The following is a 16,107-nucleotide window of genomic DNA, read 5'->3' on the forward strand; positions in this document are numbered from 1 at the left end:
CTTGCTGTACAAAAAGTCTAGAGTTTAACACCCAAGACAACGTGTACCCATCTAAACGCTGGAACTAAAAGCCTTATCACTATCTATATTTTCAAGGGACTGGGTGATCAAGGATTTCCAAAAAATAAAATCCTCAGTCAAGAGGAATGATAATAATTGTAGAGTATGGGGAGTTAGAGCTGTTGACCGCAGTCCTGACTCTTTTTTTGTAATAAGTTCAACAATGTATACAGGACTTACGCACTGAAGCCTGAAACCTAAATTTCCGCTAGTCCCCCAATAAATTGGGTAGAACTTCTAAAGCCCCCTTTTTAAGGGATGTGAGTGCGTAAGTTCTAGTATAGTTCGAGTTTTTGGCTATTTAAATAATGTTTCGCTAAATTAAACTGTATTTTCTAGCACTCGACTTAACAGTTTCAAAAGCCGGAAGCTTTGACAATGTGGCTCGAATTAAAAAAGGCTGAAGTCAGTATGGCTGTTAAATAATAGCGTGTTCTATATTCAAAATTCAACATCATAAAGAACAACAAAGACCTTGTTTTTTGTTGCTAGCTGTGTGATACTTTCGTTGAACTTAAAAAATGATATAAATCTCTTACAAAAGGAAAAATGATGATATTCAAGAGATTTAGAACGTGGGGTTTCTTGATTGGATTAGCACTATTGACATTTGTATTTGTAGCTTGTGCTTCTGGTAATCAAACTGCTTCACAAACACCAGGAAAAATAACAATTGCTTATCAACCTGGAATTAATTACGCTAATCTACTTATCGTCAAGCAGCAGCAAATTTTAGAAAAACAATTTCCCAAGACACAATTTGAGTGGAAAGAATTATCGAATGGTGCTGCTATTAGGGATGGAATTATCGCTAATCAAATACAAGTTGGTGCAAGTGGGCCTGGAGCGTTTCTCGTAGGTTGGGATAAAGGCGTGGGCTGGAAAATATTAGTTTCACTTAACTATAGTGAGTTTTGGCTAATAACGAAAAACCCGAATATAAAAAGTATCAAAGATTTTAAGCCAGGAATGAAAATTGGTTTACCATCTTTAGATGGGGTACAGGCAATTGGATTGCGGAAGGTGGCACAAAAAGACTTAGGAAATCCCACAGCACTCGATCAAAACCTGCAAGTGATTGCTCACCCTTTAGGGGTGCAGTCTCTATTAACTGGTCAAATTGATGCACATTTTACAACGCCTCCTTTTGAATTTCAGGAAATTGAAAAAGGTGGTAGGGTAATTCTTAAAAGCTCTGATATTTTTGGTAAAACTAGCATAGCAAGTCTATTTGCTACTGAAAAGTTTTACAATCAATATCCTGAATTTGGTAAAGCTTTGTATACTGCAATTGTGGATGCTACTAAACTCGTGAATGAAAAACCTGATGAAGCGGCCAAAATCCTCTCACAAATGGATAATGGAAAAGTATCACAGGAGCAATATAAAAAGTGGCTCACGAATAAGGCAGTGGCATACGGAATTGAGCCAAGAGCCTTTCTCAAATGTGGAGCATTTATGCATGAAATCGGGATGTTAAACAAGCAGCCTAAATCAATTGATGAATTGATTTTACCACCGCTTAAAGGTGTTGGGGGAGATTAAATTGATGGTTAATTTAGAATCGTTAATAGTAGCAAAAAATGTACACATTAGCTACAGCGAAGGTAAGAAAAAATTTCCGGCTGTGGAAGATGTTAGCTTTGCTGTCAAACCAGGAGAAAAGTTTGTAATTATTGGGCCATCGGGTTGTGGAAAGAGTACGCTGTTAAAGGCGATCGCTGGTTTTGTGTCTATCAGTAGCGGAGAATTACTGATGGCAGGTAAACGCGTTTCTGTTCCTGGCCCAGATCGGATTGTTGTTTTTCAGGATTTTGAACAACTCCTACCTTGGCAGACTGTGATCCAAAATGTTGTTTATGCCCTTGAGACTACAGGCAAAGCTGTTGGTAAAGTTGCTATTGCTGAAGCTGTAAGATATCTCGACTTGGTGGGAGTCTCAGCAGCTGTCAATAAGTATCCCCATCAGTTATCAGGAGGGATGAAACAACGGGTAGCGATCGCTCGTGCTTTGGCTGTAAAACCTCAAGTTCTGCTGATGGATGAGCCTTTTGGCGCTTTGGACGCGCTGACGCGGACTCAACTGCAATACGAACTCAATACTATTTGGCAAAATACAGGGTTAACAATTATTTTAATCACCCATTCCATACAAGAAGCTGTTTACCTGGGACATCGAGTTTTAGTGATGACAGCAGTACCTGGAACTGTTAAAGAAATTGTTGATACTGCACAGATTAATGACATCAACACTAAAAAGTTCGTCGAAGTTGCTGCCTATTTAGAAAGTTTACTCAGTAATGATTCCCGTCGTGAGGCTTTTCGAGTATGAAATTTGTGACTCGAACAACAGCAAATCCCAATAAATTTGAGAACTTATATACTTCACTCAAAGCCAGTAGTACTTTCAGGCGCGGAGCAATTTTTTGCGGTCTATTGATTTTTTGGCAATTGTATGTATGGGTTTCCCAAGTTCCCGCCTTACTGATTCCTGGGCCAATAGCAGTCTTAGAAGTACTGTGGCGCGACTTATTGAGTCAAAAACTGCTGCAAGCAACACTCAGTACTTTGTCCGTGTTATGTATTGGTATGGTCTTGGGTGTGATTCTAGGTACGGCTTTAGCAGCTTTCGCCAAAGTTTCTCGTTTTGGTCAAGATTTGCTAATTGTGATGAGTTCGATGCTCTATCCCTTACCTGCGATCGCTATTTTACCCCTAGTGATGATTTGGTTTGGGTTCACTTCTGTTTCTATGATCGTAGTTACTGCCCATGCTACAACTTGGCCTATTGCCCTGAATACAGAAATGGGACTCAGTACCATCAACCCAACGGTTCTGATGGTGGGGAAAAACCTCGGTCTAGATGGTTTCAGACTGATTCGAGAAATTATGCTCCCTGCTGCATTGCCTCACATCTTAACAGGCTTGAGAACTGCTTGGGCTTTTGGTTGGCGCACCGTGATTGCATCTGAGTTAGTGTTTGGTTCAGGGGGTGCTACCAGCGGTTTGGGATGGCAGATTAATAACAGTCGCTACTTCCTGCAAACCGATCGCGTATTTGCCGGATTAGTGGTGATTGCAATTTTGGGTTTAGCTGTCGATTATATTTTTCGATTAATTGAAATCAAAACAGTGCAAAAATGGGGTATGAAACGTAGTTAAACTATGATGGTGTATGTTTTAGGCAAGAGAGCTTGGATATAAATAAAACCAAAACCAGCGTAGGTTGTGGAGCCACTCTGCCCTTGCGGTTTCCCGACTTGTACCTCTGCTCTTAAGCAAGCTAGCAAGAGCGTCTCCCCTTCTCCCAAAGCCAGAGGCTAGCGCCAAGGGACTACTCAACTACTGACTACCACCATTTTTCAGACACTGGCAATACTCAGTTCGTTTTAGTTATTTTTAAATTGTTCCTATATTGAATTCGGACAGTCGTTGATTGAATTCGGGCAGTCGTTGATTGAATTTGGACAGTCGTTGATTGAATTTGGACAGTCGTTAATTGAATTCGGGCAGTCGTTGATTGAATTTGGACAGTCGTTGATTGAATTCGGGCAGTCGAAAAAGACTAGTACAGCAGGACGGAAATAAACCACCCATTCCAAATCGCTCAAAGCCGCGAAAGTAAGAGCTTTTTGACTTTTGACTTTTGACTTTTGACTTCCGCCTTGCGGCACTAGTGCGGTCAACTTTGTGGTATGACAAATCATCTATTATATTTCTGGCAAAACGCAATACTATATTCGGCAGATCTACCTGCTACATTTAGCAACCGCTTTGGGGGTGGATTCAGCTTTGCCCACTTCAGTACATTTGGGGCGCTTTGCTGTCCACTGCTTTTAAGCATTCCGTAGTAGTTGGCAAAACAAGTAGCAGATTGAGGATTAAGTAGAACGAGGTGAAAAAACCAAAGTGTGTAAAGATAAGTAAATACGTATAATGTGTCTACCGAGGTAACAGAGATATCGGCAGCCGTTTAAGGGTATTTCTAGCTCCAGAACAAGATAAGTTAGTACTACCAAAATTTTAGTAAATTATTATGTGGTCTTGGTTAAAAAAGTTTTTAGGATTGAGAGAAGATTCTGCTTTCTTAAAGAAAGTATCCGTGAGTCTTCCTTTTGGAATTGGTTCTGCTGAGTGGGAAGCAGACCCCGCAGAACGCAAAGCAGCATGGTCACTTTATGTTGAACTGGTGACACGCATTGCTGTGCAACCTTTAGTGGTTGATACTGGGCTTATACGTGAGGCTTTGAACTCTTTGTATAACTTGTTTGGGATCACACGCCAAGTGCTGAAAGAAGCCGGTCCAAATGTTGGTGCATCTCGTGAGTCAGTAGGAGGTATTGCGATCGCAGTTCTAAATAATGGTTTGCGTCCCTTCCTTGCTAAGTGGCATCCATTATTACAGACGTGGGAAGCTCAGAAACCTCCTCATAAAAGTCCTAAGCAGCATGAACAAGATTGGTCTGAAGAACCGAAGTTGCGTGCTGAGTTGGAATCTTTAAGGAAAGACTTGGAACAGTATGCCAATGCATTGGCAATTATTGCTGGTGTAAACTAGTAGTAAAGAAAAGCTGAGGTATAATTATGTCCCAATATAAGGTGTTTATTTGTCATAACAGTGACGACAAGCTAGAGGTAAGAGATATTGAACAGAATCTACGCCAACAAGGACTTGAAACTTGGATGGATGAGAAGCATATCCTGGGGTTTGAGGATTGGAAGAAAAATATAACAAACAATATTATTCAGATGGATGCTATTGCTGTATTCCTTGGTTCGTCAGGATTTGGAGAGTGGCAAAAAGATGAAATAAGAACCATTTACGACGAAATCTCTCGGCGTAAAGAGAAGGGACTATCCCAGCTTCGCGTAGGATTGGTAATACTACAAAACTGCCAACAAACATTGCAAGAGATTCAGAGTGCGTACTATTATTCACCGCAAGGGTGGTTATTTGATTATCAAACGGTTGATTTGCGTAAATCTGACTTTTCAATGAGAAAACTAATTGTAGCTATAACAGGACAGCCGTGGCAGGTAGATGACTCTAATAATTTTCCCGATCGCAATGTAGATTACTCCAAACTCCGCGACTTGCTAGCAGACCAGAAGTGGAAAGAAGCAGATCAAGAAACTTTAGCTGTCATGCTTAAATTAACTGGTAGAGAAAAAGATGGCTGGCTAGATTATAAATCTATAGCAAACTTTCCCTACAAAGACTTACACACTATTGACCAATTTTGGGTAACATCCAGTAACGAACACTTTGGCTTTAGTGTGCAAAAGCGCATCTGGGAAAGCTTTGGTCAAGACAAATACAAGTTTGGCGATCACGTCAGATGGAGATACGGAGGGAGGTTTTTTGGAAATTGGTACAGGTACTTAGATGTAATTTTTGATACTTTTATGCACCAGAAGGGCATCTCCCGATTGTTTTCAGAACTAGGAGAGTTGGAGTAGTTTTTCCAGAACTGAGAGAGCTGCTGATGAAAAATTGGCGGAATCCAACAAAAATTCCCGCCCAGCAACGTCATGATTTTCTACTCACATTACAAAATGAATGGCCCAGAGAAATCGTCGGTGGGACTGTGAACTTTTTTTGGGGCGATCCCTTATTAAAATTCGACTCCTCCTGGATGAAAATTCTTTTCTCTCGCATCCAAAATTGAAATTGGAACATCTAGACGTTTCCGAATTTCATAAACATTTATTACAGCACTGCTTTCCACGAAGTAATCAGTATTCCACTCATCTGATACCAGTCACTGAAGTATCCAAAGTCTCTAAAAGCGATGTCTGGAAACCAAGCTATTAAAAATATCCATACTCAACTCATCTATAGTTAGAATAGTCTGTATGTTTTCATTAATAAATATCTTCTTTATCTCAGAATATATCATATGTTTTAATCTAGACAAAACTGTCTATTTATAACTTGTTATATGTCTGATATTTCAATGCCGATTCACGCTAATGTTATCAATTTTACTATTATTAATTACAGTTATTGTTAGGATTTTAAAATCAAGAGACTCAAAGAATTTTTCTTCTAAGAATACAAAGCCTCGAATAATCTTTATTGTGTCGCTTGACAAATTAAATGACCATTTATTTGCCAAATTAGTGTCGATATAGAGGCAAAAAATGATTTTTATTCATCTTTGCGTTCGTGCTGTTAGTAGCAAAAACTATACTTCTTGAGATCCGCGCTACTCGGATTAAAGATTTCGGCTATTGCTTACCTAGAGCAGATTTTAGGCTAATAAATAGAGCTAACAAATAATTTGGTAAGCGACACCGCGCCTTCTAACTCCTAAATCTTGACTCTTTTGTATTAATCTTCAGTACGAGGAAAGGCATGAAAAATACTCAACTAACAATCAACGAACCACTCAACGAAACAGCTTGCAAACATAACCCAAAAAAATTGGGTGACAAGAAAAAACTAACTTGCACAAAATCACCACAACCAGGTGCAAATCAAGGAAATTGTCCTTTAGATGGAGCGATGGTTTCTGTCGGAGCTATTACTGATGTTGTTCATTTAGTACATGGTGCTGTTGCTTGTACTCATAACCCTTGGGCGACTCATGGTAGCCTCTCATCAGGCTCTCAATTATACCAAACTGCTTTTACTACTGATTTTGGCGAGAATAATATCATTTTTGGTGGTGAAAAGAAATTGTACAAAGCTATTCTCGATGTTGCTCAACGCTATAATCCTGCGGCTGTTTTTGTCTACGCTACTTGTATTACCGCTTTGATTGGTGATGATATCGATAGTATCTGTAAACTGGCTGCACAGCAAATTGATATTCCAGTTGTCTATGTAAATTCGCCTGGATTTCTTGGTAGTAAAAATTTAGGTAATCGCATCGGCAATGAGACTTTATTGAAATATGTAATCGGAACGGCAGAACCAGAATTTACCACCCCTTTCGATATCAATATTGTTGGTGAATACAACGTTGCTGGTGATTTGTGGAATGTTTTACCACTATTCAAGAGATTGGGTATACGCGTTCTCTCCAAAATTACGGGTGATGCTCGCTATAAAGAAGTTTGCTATGCTCATCGTGCCAAGTTGAATGTAGTCATTTGCTCAAATGTAGTGCTGCCAATGGCACAAACAATGAAAGAAGTTTATGGAATTCCTTATATTGAAGAATCTTTCTTCGGTGTGGAAAACTTAAACCATTGCTTGCGAAATATTGCAGCAACATTAGGGGATAAATATCTTCAAGAACGTACAGAATGGTTGATAAGAGAAGAAAACGCAGCCCTAGATATTGCCCTAGCTCCCTACCGTGCCCAGTTGAAAGGCAAGCGGATTATTCTTTCTACTGGTGGTGTAAAAATTTGGTCGATTATTTTAGCTGCCAAAGATTTGGGAATGGAAGTGATTGCTACCACTAATGCAAAGACTACAGAAGAGGAAAAAGCCAAAATTAAACAATATCTTGGTCAAGATGGCATTCTTTTACACGAAGCAACACCGCAAGGATTACTACAAGTTCTAAAGAATACAAAAGCTGATGTGCTGATTACTGGGACTGGCAATAAATATACAGCACTCAAAGCACAAATTCCTTTTTTGGATGTTAACCATGAACGCCATCATGCCTACGCTGGTTATATGGGACTGGTGGAACTGGCACGAGAATTGTATAAAGCCTTGTATAGTCCTGTGTGGGAGCAAGTCAGCAAACCTGCTCCTTGGGATGAAAAAATCAACCATGATGTCGCTTGAGAAATTATTTGTCAAGCGACAGAATCGCACGACCGATCTTTTTTACCACAAGTTGCCTGAATCTTTTTGAGGTCTTTTTATACTACAATATTTTTACTCCGTAAAGTCTTCTTGGCGAGTTGGGTGGGTGTTGAAATAGGCACGATCGAAGGATTGCCCCAGAATCTCCTGACCAATTGAAGACAAAACGCGATCGCAATTATCGTGTAATACATAAAAGGATAAATCTCGCAATATTCGCTCCACAGGACTCGGTTTAATCAACGAGCGAGCTCCACAAGCGTGTATGCAGTCATTTACCGTTTCCCAAGCCAGTTGTTCAGTTATGTAACGGGCGCGATTGCCTGCTTGTTTTGCCCCTAACACCTGGCCTGTTTCCCAAAGAGTGGCTACCTGCCGCAGCCATAAATGCATAGTATCTATATTAATTGCTGCCTTAGCAATTCGGTGTTGTACGTAGGGGTCATGTCCTTTTTCCTGTTTGTTGATGTATGCTAAAGCATAATCATAGGCTCCTTCAGCAGCTCCTAGAAAAGCAGCGCCATACAGAGGTGTAAACCGCGTCTGCCACTCCTGTTGAATGTACTGTCCTGGATAGCCAATCAAGTTTTCTTTAGGGATGAAAGTACGTTCAAAGCGAACTAAGTAACTCACTGTACCTCTCATCCCAATTGGCTGCCACCAACTATCATCAAAGCTAATACTGGGGTCGGATAAGTTACAGGCTAGTAACAACACTGATGTCGGTGAGCCATTGCTATGACGCGCTCCCCCAGGCCCTGCTGTGTTGACCAAGAGAATTGCCCACTGTGCTTCTGGGGCACTGGTGGCGAATACTTTTGTGCCATCAATGATGTATCCCTCATCTACCACTTGAACACTTGTGCCAAGGCTGGCTTTTTGACCTGGAATCTGAGACTGAGGTTCTCCACTCCAAGCCGCCCATTTCTCGCCACGCTGGACAATACCCTCAAACCAGCGCTTTTTCTGAGACTCATTAGCCATAGCCGCTAGTAAAACTTGGGCATTTGCGTGTCCTTCCCAGCAACGAGCTAAGGATAAATCCACTTTTGCCAGTTCCTTAGTCATCATCCACAGGGTAAAGATATCGCTATCATGTCCTAACCCTAGACCACCGTATTCAGTTGGCACAACAGGCGCATTCAGACCTGCTTGAAAAAGGTCTTCAAAATCTTCTCTTGGGAAGCTAGCATTGTGGTCATAACCAGCGGCGCGAGAGGCGAACTTATCACGTGCAAGTTGGCTAATCCGCTCAATCAGAGTTTGCTTGTTGAGAGTTAGATTGAATATCATTTAATAGAGGTAATTGACTTGTTTTTAGTTGCTAATCTTATATCTTGCACTAGTTGATTTCTGGCAATTTTTGTAAGTAGGTTATTTTAATGCAGTATGAATAATAATATGTGTCTCAAACGATTGAGCAGTACACTTGGTCGTTTAATGCCGTGTGCAAGTATGGATGGGAAAACAACTTGGCCAATGGCGTAGAACTGCATAAGGCAACCTACTATGACCATCGCGCTATCACTGGCTTGCCCTCTCAATTGGTTTGTGCTGCCCGTGTCAAAGCAACTGAAGCTTTGAAATCGGTGTATAGCCTGAAAAAGAAGGGTAAAACCGTTAGCTGCCCAACCTCGAAACGTTGTCCGATTCGGTACGATGCGCGGTCTTACACGATTTGATTTGACCGTTGCGAAATGTCGATTCTTGGCGTTAATGGAAGGGTGAAACTGCCTTTTGAAATTGCTGAATACTATCGGCAATACCTGAACTGGAAAAACACCAGTGCAGACTTGCTCAAAGACCGCAAAGGGCGATGGTGGTTGCATATTGTGATCGAGGCTGAAGCTCCTGAAACAGGCGCAACCAATCAAGTTGTTGGCGTTGATTTGGGTATCGTTTCTCCTGCCGTCGATAGCAGAGGGAGTAAGTACGGTTCCGACCATTGGAAGGAGATAGAAGATAGAACATTTGAGTTGCGCCGGAGACTGCAATCTAAAGGCACGAAATCTGCCAAACGACATTTGAAAAAGTTGTCGGGCAGACAGAGACGTTTCAGAAAAGACTGTGACCATGTGCTGAGTAAGCGTTTGGCTCAGTCTATTCGCAGTGGTGCAACATTGGTTTTTGAAGACCTCACCAATATTCGTGGTAGAGCCAAGATGAGAAAGGCTCAACGTCGCAGATTGCATGGATGGAGCTTTGCTCAGTTCCAGGCATTTGTCACCTACAAAGCCGAAGCCAGAGGCGTAAATGTAGGGTTTGTTGACCCCCGTTACACTTCGACCAAATGCAGCCAATGCGGACATATTGAGCGAGGGAATCGCCCGTCTCAGGCTGAATTTCGGTGTAAGAAGTGTGGGTACGAGTGCCATGCGGATTACAACGCGGCGGTGAATATTCGTGAGGATTTTCTTAAGCTTAGGGCTGCGGTCAATCAGCTTATTATGGTCTGCCCAGAAATGGGAACTTGAATCACAAGCCCCATCCGCTTGTCGGTGGGGTTGTTGACTTACTGTTAGTTTCTTTCAGTGGGTGCAACATATAAGTAAATAAATCATCAATAACTCGATTAGCTGATAGATAGCTACCAGTAAGCCAATAAAAATCATCAACTACATAAACTTTACGCTGCCTGACAACATTAAGCTTTGACCACAGAGGTTCAGCCATGAGTTTATTGACAGCTATCGTTGACTGTGCAGGGTCTTTGAAACCGTAGCGTACTATAAATAGAATATCACCATCTATCTGGGTGAGGACTTCTGGAGAGATATTGTAGCCAACGAGGTTGCCCGCTTTCTTTTGAGTTGCTTTAGCATCCAGATTTTGCGAAGGAGGACGGATTAGACCAGCATCCTCTATGATCACTCCAGAGAATGCACCCTTGGTTAACGGGTTAATTGTCTCTGGGATCAGGCGCACGACGGAAACTAAAGTTTTTTTGAGTCGGGAACCCATCTTTTGTTTGAATTCGGCTAAACGTATGTTGTAACCGTCCATTAAACGTTTTGCTGTCTCGGTTTTCCCTAGAGCTTTTGCTGCTGGCATAAACGGTTGTTTCCAGTCTCCATTGCTTTGCACCTTAAGCAGAACAGTGGGTGCAATGTGAGACCATAAACTGTAAGTATCCCGGTTCCGAGTCGTGCCCAAGATCAAGTCCGGCTTGAGAGTTATAACCTTCTCCATGTTCGGTGGTGTCAGAAGTGCGCCAATGTCTTCAATGCCGGGGTGCTTATCCTCTAACCCTAGCCCCTGGAGAGTTGAAGCCAGACCTGGAGCACCTACCAGATTGGCTCCCAGAGCTAGAGGTATTTCCACTAGCCACGGATCTATGACGACAACTCGTTGAGGATGGACGGGAACTAGAGTCTGACCCATTGCGTGTTGAACTACGTGGACGGGCGGTGATGTTTGGCTTGAGGGAGCGATGGCTAGATCACGGGTCGATAATTGACGACTAAAGGAACTGCAAGCAGAAATCACCAAGAGCGTGAGCAGCATAAAAAAGCAGAACTTAGGCATATTAACAAAGTGAAAAATATAGAGGTTATACTAGAGCGATCGCATATTGGCTGTGCAAGAGGTTGTGTTGCAAAAACTTGCAAAGTCCAAAAATTTGTATAAATTAGAATGCTTCTTTTAAAGCCGTTAACAATGCAAATCTAGTTGTGTTAACTGCGGCTGCATCAGCCAATGGTCTTTTAGTTTGTTTCAAGATTTTCTCTAACCTCCACTCAACCTGTACTAAGGTCAGTGGTGGGTAGTTTACTTCTTTCCTAAAGGTAAACACAAAGGTGTCCCTGTTACTGGGTCTGGTACAATTCGACAAGCTAATCCAAACACCTCCTGCACCATTTCTTCTGTCATGACATCTGCTGGAGTTCCATAAGCCATAACAGCGCCATCGCGTAAGGCTACTAGGTTATGAGCATAACGACACGCCTGATTCAGGTCATGCAACACCATGACAATTGTTCGCCCCTCAAGTTGATTCAAATCCCACAGCAACTCCAGCACTTCCACTTGATGAGCTAAGTCTAAGAAAGTTGTCGGCTCATCTAATAGTAAAATTTGTGTATCTTGCGCTAAAGTCATGGCTATCCAAGCACGTTGCTTCTGTCCACCAGAAAGGGTATCTACGGCTCTATGGGCTAAGTCGTTGAGGTCTGTAGTTGTTAGTGCTTTGCGGACTTGACATTCATCTTCAGTTGTCCAAGATTGCAGCCAACTTTTTTGATATGGATAACGACCTTGTGCTACCAAATCTCGCACAGTCAATCCTTCTGGTGCAACTGGCCCTTGAGGAAGCATACCGAGTTGTTGTGCAACTTTGGTCGTTGACTGTCGAAAAATATCAGCACCATTGAGATATACAGTACCAATATGAGGTTTGAGTAGTCTGGCTAAACCTCGCAGTAGAGTAGATTTCCCGCAGCCATTCGGGCCAACTAGAGCAGTAATTTGTGCAGTGGGAATTAACAGGTTAAGACCGGATATGATCGGTTTGCCATCGTAAGCTAGGCTCAGATGTTGGGTTTCAAGGACTGTGTTGTCCATAAGACTTTTTGATTGCAAGAATAAGTGGTCTGAAAGTACGTAGCTGCAAAGCGGCTGATGCTGGCAGATTGCATTGCCGCCTAGTGCCTTGTTGCGAACGCTTTTGAATCCAATTAATAATTGTTGGCAGGGGAATGACCAAAATCCGATTTTTCAAGCTAGTCAAAATCCCGGAGCAGAGCATCTTATGGGTCATTCTTTAAAGTTAGCGATCGCCTTTGAGGATAAATATTTAGATCGTATTACGATGATATTACCAATAATATTGGGTACTTAGTCCGGCGCTTGGTAAAAATACTCTGACATCAGATTCTCCTTTTCTACTTATCTTTGCCGCCTTTGATACAGTAAATAGATAAAATAAGGCGCTCCCAAGGCAGCAGTCAGCAAACCACAGGGTAATTCTGTCGGAGAAAATAAAGTCCTACCCAAAAAATCTGCTGCTGCTACCAATAATCCTCCGATCAAGGCAGCAACTGGCAGTAAAATTTTATGTATTGACCCCACAAGTCTACGTGCCAAATGGGGAGCCATTAATCCCACGAAGCCAATTGTACCTGCGATCGCCACACTTGAACCAGCCAGCGCCACACTCACTAACAATAATTTGCTTCTTTGCCATGTGACTCGGCTACCGAGTCCTTTAGCTACCAAGTCACCCAGTTGCAAAGTATCAAGTTCTCGCGTCAGCAGTAAAGCAAAGGGAACGAAGATAACTATCCAAGGTAGCAGTTGCCAGACTTGCTCCCAACTTTTACCAGCAACACTACCCGCCAACCAGACTAATGCTCTAGTAACGTCGGTAATTTGACCGAAAGTCAACATTAAAGTCGTGAAAGCTCCCATAATTGCTGCGAGTGCAACTCCCACTAAAACTAAACGCAGAGGTGATTTTTCTCCCGTGCCAGCTAGCAAGTAGATTAGACAACCCACAATAAAAGCACCACCAAAGGCAGCAAAGGGCAAATACATAGTGGGTACTGTCGGAAATAATACAATCAAAGTCACCGCCGCTAAGGCTGCACCTGCATTTACCCCAACGATGCCAGGGTCAGCTAAAGGATTACGTGTCAATCCTTGTAAAATTGCACCCGCAGTTGCCAAGCCGACTCCTACCAACCAGGAGATTAACACTCTCGGTAAACGCAGGGTAACAACAACAAAGCCAGATTCTGGGTCTTGAGTTGGTAAACCAAGAACAGCTTTCACTATATCTACAGGTGGCACGGGGTAATTTCCCAAACTGAGGCTCATCCCCAAGACAGCGAGGGTGAATAATAGCAGTAGTAACAATACTCTAGTTACAGACTGGTTGCCGAGTATTAAATTTTGAATTTTGAATTTTGAATTTTGAATTGTTATCATCCTCTCTTCACCCGCCAACGCACTAAATACAACAAAAAGGGCGCACCCAAAAGGGCTGTCATCACGCCAACAGGAAATTCTTGGGGTCTAATTAACCAACGGGCTGCTAAATCTGCCCATACTAGTAAACCTGCACCAAACACAGCTGCACCAGGCAATACCCAACGATAATCAACACCCATGACTCCCCGCGCCAGATGGGGAACTACCAGACCGATAAAGCCTATAGGCCCTGCTAGTGCGACAGCGCTCCCTGCCAATATTACAACGCTCGATGCTGTTGCCAACTTGATCCAACCTGTTTGCTGACCTAAGCCTGTGGCTACCGATTCTCCTAAACTGAGGGCGTTAATTTGTCTACTTAAGGCAAAAGCTGTTAATAATCCTACTACCATCCAGGGCAGCACAGTCAGGAATAGATTGAAGTCTCGTCCAGCCAGAGAACCTGCTAACCAGAAGCGGACTTCTTCAAGAGTTCGCTCACTCAAAATCAGTACACCTGTAGTAATTGAAGATAGCAATGCAGTTATAACTGCACCAGCAATAGTCAGATTCAATGGTGTTGAGCCTCCTTGTCCAAGAGAACCAAGGGAGTAAACTGTTAAGGCTGCTATTAAGGCTCCGATAAATGCTACAAGGGTAATCAGGGCTGGTGAAGATGTACCCAAGCCAAAAACCACTGTTACCACTGCTAAGGCTGCACCTGCATTGATCCCCAAGATTCCTGGTGCGGCTAAGGGATTTTGAGTCAGTCCTTGCATTAACGCTCCAGCTATAGCCAAACTAGCACCGACCATACTTGCAATCAGTGTTCGCGGTAGGCGCATCGACCGGATAATTATGTGTTCGTTAGAGTCATCATAGTTAGTGAATGCAGTAAGTATTTTGGCAATGGGAATGTCAGCTGCACCGTAAGAAATGCTGGCGAAAATACCTAACAATACCACTAAGATACCTATGCCTAAGCTGAAAATGCGGATATAGTATTTTTCAGAGTGAGAAATATTTGTGTTCATAGATTTATAACAAGAGTTAACTTCATACCTCTGTTTTTCCTAAGTTTTAAATAAATTGTAAGCTTCCCGGTTTCGCATCGTGCCTAAGATCAAGTCTGGGTTAACAGCCACGATTTTCTCCATGTTGGGTGTAAGAAGCGCACCAATGTCTTCAATACCAGGGTGTTTATTGGCTAATCCTATCCCTTGGAGAGTTTTAGCCGCATCTGGAACACCCACCACGCTAGAGGTATTTCTACAATCCACGGGTCTAAAACAACGACTCGTTGAGGATGGGTAGGAATTAGAGTTTGACCCATTAAATGTTGGACTGCATGGAAAGCTACAGGTGATGTTCGACTTGAGGAAACAACGCCTATGTTGCGGGTCGGTAATTGATGACCAAAGGAACTGTAAACAGAAACCATTAGAAGCGTAAGCAGCACAACAAACCAGAACTTAGGCATATACAACAGTGAAGAAAACACAGGTTTTGGTAGAGCGATCGCGTCTTAGTTGTGTAAGAAGAACAAGGGGTATATATGTCTTTAAAGAATACTTGTTAATTTGTCAAATTTTGAAAAACTAGTTGAGATGTTAGCATTGATTGTAGATGATATGGTTGCCAAAAGCTTAACATTTTTTCGCCTATTTTTTGAGGATAAAAATAGTGAAAAAAATAATAACCTTTGGGATATTACCACAGATTATCTTCAGGCTTAAACCCTTTTAACCAGCCTTTTAATGCAGGTGAATCAACAATGGGATCGTTTTTGCTCCCACATACCATCAGGGGCATAGAAACCCCGCCTTTAGGTAACTCAATTAACTTGAAAAGAGAGGATTGTTCTAAATCTCTACATAACACAGCCATTAACATTTTACTAGTATTATGGGGTTGCTCACCAAAGAGATGACGAACACAGCTTGTTAAAACTTGCTCACAACTCATAGTAAATAATTTCCTTTGCAAATATATAGTGGACATGCCAAGTATTAGCAGGTTGAGAAGCTACAGCCAATAAGACCAGCGAGCACACTTTTTGGGGATAGCGACGAGCAAAAGTTAAGGCAATCGCACCACCTGCACCATGACCTGCTAAATGTATAGGATGAGAATACTGTGCTAAGAATTCATACATCAAATCTACAGCTTCATCTATGGAACTACCTTCATCTTTATCGTGGTGATATTCCCACTGATTCACATTCATATACTGCGATATGTATTGTAGTAATGGTCGATCAAAACGCTGCAATACATGACTAGAACTGATCCAAACAACATCGGTATCATTAGACATAAATACTCTCAAACATCAAAATTTGGAAATAATCAAATTTTTAAGCTTGTCA

At 42.0% G+C, this 16,107-nt stretch carries 16 protein-coding genes and 1 pseudogene; 10 read left to right on the top strand and 7 right to left on the bottom strand.

Features of this window, described 5'->3' with window-relative positions; genetic code table 11:
* The first annotated feature begins 663 nt into the window (after positions 1 to 663).
* The 7 genes from HWQ58_RS31095 (at position 664) to nifE (ending at position 7,810) form a co-directional block, all read left to right on the top strand.
* Complete coding sequence (locus HWQ58_RS31095; protein WP_292871557.1) at positions 664 to 1,605, top strand: ABC transporter substrate-binding protein; 942 nt, start codon at positions 664 to 666, stop codon at positions 1,603 to 1,605.
* A gap of 4 nt (positions 1,606 to 1,609) precedes the next feature.
* A complete protein-coding gene (locus HWQ58_RS31100; RefSeq protein ID WP_292871559.1) occupies positions 1,610 to 2,392 on the top strand; it encodes an ABC transporter ATP-binding protein in 783 nt (260 codons plus the stop codon).
* Positions 2,389 to 3,222, top strand: a complete 834-nt coding sequence (locus HWQ58_RS31105) for an ABC transporter permease (protein WP_292871561.1) — start codon at positions 2,389 to 2,391, stop codon at positions 3,220 to 3,222. Before HWQ58_RS31100 ends, HWQ58_RS31105 begins: the two co-directional genes overlap by 4 nt.
* 874 nt (positions 3,223 to 4,096) lie before the next feature.
* Entirely contained in the window at positions 4,097 to 4,618 is a 522-nt protein-coding gene (locus HWQ58_RS31110) for a hypothetical protein (protein ID WP_292871563.1), read from the top strand.
* A 26-nt stretch (positions 4,619 to 4,644) separates the two neighbouring features.
* Positions 4,645 to 5,520, top strand: a complete 876-nt coding sequence (locus HWQ58_RS31115) for a GUN4 domain-containing protein (RefSeq protein ID WP_292871565.1) — start codon at positions 4,645 to 4,647, stop codon at positions 5,518 to 5,520.
* A gap of 26 nt (positions 5,521 to 5,546) precedes the next feature.
* A complete protein-coding gene (locus HWQ58_RS31120; RefSeq protein WP_292871567.1) occupies positions 5,547 to 5,729 on the top strand; it encodes a hypothetical protein in 183 nt (60 codons plus the stop codon).
* Between the two features lie 689 nt (positions 5,730 to 6,418).
* Positions 6,419 to 7,810: a nitrogenase iron-molybdenum cofactor biosynthesis protein NifE gene (gene nifE, locus HWQ58_RS31125; RefSeq protein WP_292871569.1), complete on the top strand. Its 1,392-nt coding sequence runs from the start codon at positions 6,419 to 6,421 to the stop codon at positions 7,808 to 7,810.
* Positions 7,811 to 7,903: 93 nt separating this feature from the next.
* Here nifE and HWQ58_RS31130 read toward each other — a convergent pair whose 3' ends face one another.
* Complete coding sequence (locus tag HWQ58_RS31130; protein ID WP_292871571.1) at positions 7,904 to 9,124, bottom strand: acyl-CoA dehydrogenase family protein; 1,221 nt, start codon at positions 9,122 to 9,124, stop codon at positions 7,904 to 7,906.
* A gap of 110 nt (positions 9,125 to 9,234) precedes the next feature.
* On the opposite strand from HWQ58_RS31130, the gene HWQ58_RS31135 reads away from it, so the two are divergent.
* Complete coding sequence (locus HWQ58_RS31135) at positions 9,235 to 9,513, top strand: hypothetical protein (RefSeq protein ID WP_292871573.1); 279 nt, start codon at positions 9,235 to 9,237, stop codon at positions 9,511 to 9,513.
* A 15-nt stretch (positions 9,514 to 9,528) separates the two neighbouring features.
* A complete protein-coding gene (locus tag HWQ58_RS31140; protein WP_292871575.1) occupies positions 9,529 to 10,305 on the top strand; it encodes a transposase in 777 nt (258 codons plus the stop codon).
* Between the two features lies 1 nt (position 10,306).
* Here HWQ58_RS31140 and HWQ58_RS31145 read toward each other — a convergent pair whose 3' ends face one another.
* Both HWQ58_RS31145 and HWQ58_RS31150 read right to left on the bottom strand, forming a co-directional pair.
* Positions 10,307 to 11,212, bottom strand: a complete 906-nt coding sequence (locus HWQ58_RS31145; protein WP_292871577.1) for an iron-siderophore ABC transporter substrate-binding protein — start codon at positions 11,210 to 11,212, stop codon at positions 10,307 to 10,309.
* A 387-nt stretch (positions 11,213 to 11,599) separates the two neighbouring features.
* Positions 11,600 to 12,391, bottom strand: a complete 792-nt coding sequence (locus HWQ58_RS31150; RefSeq protein WP_292871579.1) for an ABC transporter ATP-binding protein — start codon at positions 12,389 to 12,391, stop codon at positions 11,600 to 11,602.
* Positions 12,392 to 12,464: 73 nt separating this feature from the next.
* On the opposite strand from HWQ58_RS31150, the gene HWQ58_RS31155 reads away from it, so the two are divergent.
* Entirely contained in the window at positions 12,465 to 12,668 is a 204-nt protein-coding gene (locus HWQ58_RS31155; RefSeq protein ID WP_292871581.1) for a hypothetical protein, read from the top strand.
* A gap of 47 nt (positions 12,669 to 12,715) precedes the next feature.
* Here the strand turns inward: HWQ58_RS31155 and HWQ58_RS31160 are convergent, their stop codons facing one another.
* The 4 genes and pseudogenes from HWQ58_RS31160 to HWQ58_RS31175 form a co-directional block, all read right to left on the bottom strand.
* Positions 12,716 to 13,756 (bottom strand): iron ABC transporter permease, encoded by a 1,041-nt coding sequence (locus HWQ58_RS31160; RefSeq protein ID WP_292871583.1) that lies wholly within the window; start codon positions 13,754 to 13,756, stop codon positions 12,716 to 12,718.
* Positions 13,753 to 14,772: an iron ABC transporter permease gene (locus tag HWQ58_RS31165; RefSeq protein ID WP_292871585.1), complete on the bottom strand. Its 1,020-nt coding sequence runs from the start codon at positions 14,770 to 14,772 to the stop codon at positions 13,753 to 13,755. Before HWQ58_RS31165 ends, HWQ58_RS31160 begins: the two co-directional genes overlap by 4 nt.
* A gap of 39 nt (positions 14,773 to 14,811) precedes the next feature.
* On the bottom strand, positions 14,812 to 15,018 hold the full coding sequence (locus HWQ58_RS31170) for a hypothetical protein (RefSeq protein WP_292871587.1): 207 nt from the start codon (positions 15,016 to 15,018) through the stop codon (positions 14,812 to 14,814).
* A gap of 295 nt (positions 15,019 to 15,313) precedes the next feature.
* A pseudogene (locus tag HWQ58_RS31175) lies at positions 15,314 to 16,055 on the bottom strand (alpha/beta hydrolase).
* Positions 16,056 to 16,107: the final 52 nt, after the last annotated feature.

The organism is Nostoc sp. LPT (assembly GCF_017115165.1).
Classification (GTDB): domain Bacteria; phylum Cyanobacteriota; class Cyanobacteriia; order Cyanobacteriales; family Nostocaceae; genus Nostoc.